Raw genomic sequence first — 2,109 nt, 5'->3', positions numbered from 1 at the left:
TTTGCATGTGCTCGACGTAGTTGTCGTAGTCGGGCATGCCGACCATCAGGCGGGCGGCCTGACCGAGGTATTTACCGAGGCGACTCAAGTCATTGAACATCGTTGCAATCCTCTATCAAGCGTCCGGAACGGCCTGGAATGGCGCTTCCTTGTCCGTGCGTTCCTTCGTGCCCCAGGCGGCGATGCCGACCTTGAGCGCGTAGAACAGGACGCTGAAGACCACGAACAGGAACAACACCGTCAGCGTTGCGTTGGTGTAGGCGTTGAACACCACGTGCTGCATCTGCTCGACGCTCTTGGCCGGGGCCAGGACTTGGCCGGCGGCCAGGGCATCGTTGTACTTGCGCGCCAGGGCCAGGAAGCCGATCGCCGGGTTGGCGTCGAACAGCTTGATCAGGCCCGCGGTGGTGGTGCAGATCAGCAGCCAGGCCGCCGGCAGCAGCGTGACCCAGACGTAGCGCTGGCGCTTCATCTTGATCAGGACCACGGTGGCGAGCATCAGCGCGATACCGGCCAGCATCTGGTTGGAGATGCCGAACAGCGGCCACAAGGTGTTGATGCCGCCCAGCGGATCGATCACGCCCTGGTACAGCAGGTAACCCCACAGCGCGACGCAGCCGGCGGTGGCGATCAGGTTGGCGGGCCAGGATTCGGTGCGCTTGAGCGAAGGCACGAACGAGCCGAGCAGGTCCTGCAGCATGAAGCGCCCGGCACGGGTGCCGGCGTCCACGGCGGTGAGGATGAACAGCGCTTCGAACAGGATCGCGAAGTGGTACCAGAACGCCATGGTGTTCTCACCCGGCAGCACCGAATGCAGGATCTGCGCGATACCGACCGCCAGGGTCGGCGCACCGCCGGCACGGGCCAGCACGGTGGTCTCGCCGATGTCCTTGGCCACCGCTTGCAGCGCGTCGGGGGTGATTGCGAAACCCCAACTGCTGACGGTCTGGGCCACGGCCACCACGTCGCCGCCGACGATCGCCGCCGGGCTGTTCATGGCGAAGTACACGCCCGGCTCGATCACCGAGGCAGCAACCATCGCCATGATGGCCACGAAGGATTCCATCAGCATGCCGCCGTAACCGATGTAGCGGGCGTTGGTTTCGTTATCCAGCAGCTTGGGCGTGGTGCCCGAGGAGATCAGCGCGTGGAAACCCGAGACCGCGCCGCAGGCGATGGTGATGAACAGGAACGGGAACAGCCCGCCCTTCCACACCGGCCCGGTGCCGTCGGTGAACTGGGTCAGCGCGGGCATTTTCAACTCGGGCATGGTCACCAGGATGCCGATCGCCAGGGCGACGATGGTGCCGATCTTCAGGAAGGTCGACAGGTAGTCCCGTGGCGCGAGGATCAGCCACACCGGCAGCACCGCCGCGACAAAACCGTAGCCGATCAGCATCCAGGTGATCTGGATCCCGGTGAAGCTGAAGGCCTTGGCCCAGACCGGGTCGGCGGCAATCTGCCCGCCCAGCCAGATCGAACCCAGTAGCAACAGCACGCCAATGACCGAGATTTCCCCGATGCGGCCCGGGCGGATGTAGCGCATGTAGACGCCCATGAACATCGCGATCGGGATGGTCGCCATCACCGTGAAGATGCCCCACGGGCTTTCGGCCAGGGCCTTGACCACGATCAGCGCCAGCACCGCGAGGATGATGATCATGATCAGGAAGCAGCCGAACAGCGCAATGGTGCCGGGGATGCGGCCCATTTCCTCGCGCACCATGTCGCCCAGGGAGCGACCGTTGCGCCGGGTGGAGAGGAACAGGACCATGAAGTCCTGCACCGCACCGGCCAGCACCACGCCGGCAATCAGCCAGAGCGTGCCGGGCAAATAGCCCATCTGCGCCGCCAGCACCGGCCCGACCAGCGGCCCCGCACCGGCAATGGCCGCGAAGTGGTGGCCGAAGAGAATGTGCTTGTTGGTCGGGACGTAGTCCAGGCCATCGTTGTTGAGCACGGCAGGCGTGGCCCGGCGCGCATCGAGTTGCATCACGTTGTTGGCGATGAAAAGGCTGTAGTAGCGGTAGGCGACCAAGTAGATGGCGACTGCCGCGACGACGATCCAGAGGGCGTTGATCGGCTCTCCGCGGCGCAGGGCCACGACGC

2 protein-coding genes are annotated in these 2,109 nt (G+C 64.9%); both read right to left on the bottom strand.

The window, feature by feature from the left end; all coding sequences use genetic code 11:
• A partial coding sequence (locus OC610_RS26215) for a CstA-like transporter-associated (seleno)protein (RefSeq protein WP_264432005.1) occupies positions 1 to 100 on the bottom strand: 100 nt, incomplete at its 3' end.
• 15 nt (positions 101 to 115) lie between these two features.
• A partial coding sequence (locus tag OC610_RS26210) for a carbon starvation CstA family protein (protein ID WP_264432003.1) occupies positions 116 to 2,109 on the bottom strand: 1,994 nt, incomplete at its 5' end.

This window comes from Pseudomonas agronomica, assembly GCF_025917275.1.
Classification (GTDB): Bacteria; Pseudomonadota; Gammaproteobacteria; order Pseudomonadales; family Pseudomonadaceae; genus Aquipseudomonas; species Aquipseudomonas agronomica.
The sequence above is the reverse complement of the archived record's forward strand: the minus strand, read 5'-3'. Positions and strand labels throughout refer to the sequence as shown.